The organism is Thiocapsa sp. (assembly GCF_011390875.1).
GTDB lineage: Bacteria > Pseudomonadota > Gammaproteobacteria > Chromatiales > Chromatiaceae > Thiocapsa.
On sequence record NZ_JAABRP010000350.1, the window covers coordinates 1 to 3,229 of the forward strand.

Below are 3,229 nucleotides of genomic sequence, written 5' to 3' on the forward strand. Positions count from 1 at the left end.
TGAGTCTGCTCGACTTGGTGGACGCGGTCTGCTGCCAGTCGAGTCGCCGGCATTCGTGGTTCCTCCGCCCCAGGAGCGGTCGGTCAGTGAGTCCAGGTCTGCGTTCGCTTGACGTCATATTGCAGTCTCTGAAGCGCCTGAGAGCTCGCGGGCTGCAGGCGCGAGGTCGGGAAACCCGGGGCACGCGCAGCTGGGTGGATCGCAGTGTTTCGAATGTTTCGATTGTGGGCGAGATTGCACTATACTTTGCCTCAAGTGATCGAACAGAGGAACCGAGCGATGAGTCATGCTGCACCGGTCTACCCCGGGGTGCGGATGCCAACGGAGGCCGAGGCGTCGTTGGCGCTGGAGAGTAGCCGTTTGCTGGCCGCCTGCATTGGGCGAGGCGAGTCGGCTCGGCTGCGGCTGATCGATGGCGAGACCGATGTGACAGTGCCCGTCTCGGCGATTCACATGCTGGTCGACATCCTGAATCAGATGGCGCAGGGGAACGCGGTGTCGCTGGTTCCGATTCACGCGGAGCTGACGACCCAGCAGGCTGCCGATCTGCTCAATGTCTCCCGCCCCTTCCTGGTCAAACAACTGGAGGGCGGCGCCATTCCCTTCTACAAGGTCGGTCGGCATCGTCGTGTCCGTTTTTCCGATCTGATGGCCTATCGCGAAGGGCTCGATCAACAGACTGCCGATGCCGCAGATGAGCTTGCGGCCCAGGCTCGGGAATTGGGTCTGGGGTATTAGGTGGCGAGCTTCACGGTCATCTACGATGCGTGCCTGTTTTACCCGGCGCCGCTGCGGGATTTGATGATCCGGCTGGCTCAGACGCGGCGTTTTCACGCCCGCTGGACGGAGGAGATCCAGCACGAATGGTTGACGGCCCTGCTGCGACACCGGCCCGAGCTCGACGAGGCCAAGCTGCAACGGACGATGACGCTCATCAACCAGGCCGTTCCGGATTGCCTGGTCACGGGCTACGGGGGCTTGATCGACCAGCTTTTCCTTCCCGATCCGAACGACCGGCATGTGCTGGCGGCCGCCATCCGGTCCGGTGCCCAGGTCATCGTCACGATGAATCTCCGAGATTTTCCACAGGAGGCGCTCGCCGACTTTGACATCGATGTGCGTCATCCCGACGACTTCATCCTCGATTTGGCCGATCTCGATCCGGCGGTTGTGACGACGGCGGCGAAGCTCCAGCGTGCGGCACTCAAGAATCCACCGCTCACGGCGGAGACCTTCATCGACACGATGCGACGCCAGGGGCTACCCGGCGTCGCCGGGTTCCTGCAGAGCCAGATCGCCCTGATCTGAGGGTCTGCTTTGTCCATCCGATAGAAGTCCAATCGAAGCCTGTCGATCCAGTCATGGCTCACGTCTACGGCACCTGTTCTCATACTCGGAAAGCCCGTGTACTGACGCGTGTTGACGCTGGAGGAGCGCTGGAATGCCTTGGCACGGATTTTCATCCCGATGCGTGACCTGGACGAGATTGCCGTGCTTCGGTCCGAGAACGCGCGCCTGGTCGCACTTCTCGAAGCCCACGGCATCGAGTGGCGCCAATCGCCCGAGTCCCGGCGGACAGAGTCCGAGCAGAAGCAATCACCGCTCTCGACCGCCGAGAAGGTGGCCCTGTTTCGACGCCTCTTCCGCGGTCGCGACGATGTCTATCCGGTCCGCTGGGAAAGCAAGAAAAGTGGTCACTCCGGATACACACCCGCCTGCGCGAACGAGTGGCGAGAAGGCCTCTGCGACAAACGAAACATCAAGTGCTCCGATTGCAGCCATCGCCAACTCCTCCCACTGACCGATACCGTCATCTACGGCCATCTGGCGGGCAAGCACACGATCGGCGTCTACCCCCTGCTCGAGGATGATCGCTGCCATTTCCTCGCGGTCGATTTCGACGAGGCGGAATGGCAACAGGACGCCCTGGCCTTTGCGCAGTCATGCGATGCGCTTGGCGTCCCGGTCGCGCTTGAGATTTCCCGCTCGGGTGAAGGCGCACACGCCTGGATCTTCTTCGCCGATGGGGTTCCGGCGAGCGATGTCCGACGGCTCGGCGCCGCCCTCATCAGCCACACGTGCGGGAGGACCCGACAGCTCAGGCTGAGCTCCTACGACCGGCTCTTTCCCAATCAGGACCGGCTGCCCAAGGGTGGCTTCGGCAACCTAATCGCTTTGCCCTTGCAGAAGGCGCCGCGCGCGCAGCAGCGCAGTCTCTTCGTCGACCGCGACTGGTGCGCCTATGCAGACCAGTGGACCTTCCTCGCCTCCGTGCGACATATGGATCCGCGGGACATCGAGCCGACGATCCTGAAGGCGGTCGGCGGTGCTCAGCCACTGGATGTGAGCTTCATCGACGAGGAGGATCTGGCGCGGCCATGGAAGCCTCCAAAGCCGCCGAGCAAGAGGCTCCCTGGTCCTTTGCCCAAGCGGATTGGGATCACGCTGGCCAACGGCGTCTACCTCGAAAGAGCACAGCTACCACAGCCGCTCGCGAACCGCCTGATCCGGCTTGCCGCCTTCCAGAATCCGGATTTCTATCGGTTGCAGGCGATGCGCCTGTCGGTTTGGGGCAAACCTCGGGTGATCGGCTGCGCCGAGAGCTACCCGCAGCATCTGGCGCTGCCGCGCGGCTGCCTGGATGCAGCGCTGGAGCTTCTGAGTGACAACGGGATCCAGGCGGACCTGCATGACGAGCGGTTTGCTGGACACGCAATCGCATTGCACTTCCAGGGCGAGCTGCGCCGCGATCAGGAAGCCGCCGTCACGGCCATGTTGAAGCATGAGACGGGTGTGCTCAGCGCCCCGACCGCCTTCGGTAAAACCGTCGTGGCCGCGGCGCTCATCGCCCGGCGGGGAGTCAATTCGCTGATTCTGGTGAACCGCACGGACCTGCTCGAGCAATGGCATGAGCGTCTGCTGGCGTTCCTGGACGTCGGACGCGATCGGGTTGGCATCATCGGTGGCGGCAAGACCAAGCCCAGCGGTCAGATCGACATTGCGGTGATGCAATCCCTTTCGCACAAGGGCGAGGTCAAGTCGCTCGTCGAGGATTACGGCCAGGTGATCGTCGATGAGTGCCACCACATCAGCGCACGATCCTTCGAGGCGATCCTGAAGCGCGTCAGAGCCCGATATGTCCTGGGACTGAGCGCAACACCGACACGCCGCGACGGGCAGGATCCCATCATCTTCATGCAGTGTGGACCGCTGCGGCACACGGCCGCCA

General features: G+C 63.0%; 3 protein-coding genes. All 3 read left to right on the forward strand.

The genetic code is table 11. The features are described 5' to 3' along the window. The first annotated feature begins 279 nt into the window (after window positions 1–279). Window positions 280–738, forward strand: a complete 459-nt coding sequence (locus GPT33_RS18240) for a helix-turn-helix domain-containing protein (protein ID WP_296811925.1) — start codon at window positions 280–282, stop codon at window positions 736–738. After that, complete coding sequence (locus GPT33_RS18245; RefSeq protein ID WP_296811926.1) at window positions 739–1,308, forward strand: PIN domain-containing protein; 570 nt, start codon at window positions 739–741, stop codon at window positions 1,306–1,308. Window positions 1,309–1,416: 108 nt separating this feature from the next. Next, the coding region (locus tag GPT33_RS18250; protein ID WP_296811927.1) for a DEAD/DEAH box helicase family protein at window positions 1,417–3,229 on the forward strand (1,813 nt) is incomplete at its 3' end.